The sequence below is a fragment of the Ralstonia sp. VS2407 genome (genome assembly GCF_052950655.1).
On sequence record NZ_JBRFVG010000073.1, the window covers coordinates 1 to 627 of the forward strand.

Below are 627 nucleotides of genomic sequence, written 5' to 3' on the forward strand. Positions count from 1 at the left end.
ATCTCCAAGCATACACATATTTTGTGTTTCCAAATGCGTCCACATATTTATATAAGTATTTCCCGTCTGTTCGTTGGCTCTCTCCAGTATGCAGGATACGTCCTTTGCTATCCCGTCTTTTTTCTTTCATGGTGTCTGCTCCTTTCCTTGTTGGAAAGAGCCTTGATATGACTTGTGTTCATCATAACACATACAAGGCTCATTTGCATTAGATAGCGTCCAATTTGTCAATAACCTGTTCAAACTGTCGGCGTTTAATCTGTATGCGGTTGCCATTCATAATGAGCCAGCCAGCGTCCTTGTTTTCCTCTGCCAAGCGTCTTAGCTTGTTTTCTCCGATACGGAAATATTTTGACGCTTCTTCAATGGTTAGGGTATAACGTTCCCAAATAGGAATGTCAGTCTGCTTCATAAAATCCTCCTTTCCAAATCACTTATTTGGATTTCATAAAAGTTGTTTTACCAGCAATCGAACAGCTTTAGCAAAGCTCACGGGAGTTCCACCCCTGCATGGTTCTCATGTAGCCATACTCATTGCCTGCGACGGTTTTATCACGCTCGGACTATTGACTGTATGGGAGTATCATTATCACGATAAGAATGTCGTTGCAGGCAATCCTGCTAAAG

The 627-nt window shown here is 41.9% G+C and carries 2 protein-coding genes; both read right to left on the bottom strand.

Annotated features, from left to right (window positions below):
- A partial coding sequence (locus tag ACU8YE_RS23890) for an integrase DNA-binding domain-containing protein (protein ID WP_446929820.1) occupies window positions 1-130 on the bottom strand: 130 nt, incomplete at its 3' end.
- A gap of 78 nt (window positions 131-208) precedes the next feature.
- Entirely contained in the window at window positions 209-412 is a 204-nt protein-coding gene (locus ACU8YE_RS23895) for an excisionase (RefSeq protein ID WP_446929818.1), read from the bottom strand.
- Window positions 413-627 lie beyond the last annotated feature (215 nt).

What these genes read in the sequence shown, in the direction of transcription:
- ACU8YE_RS23895 (WP_446929818.1), bottom strand. Translation starts at nt 412, where the DNA reads ATGAAGCAGACTGACATTCCTATTTGGGAACGTTATACCCTAACCATT.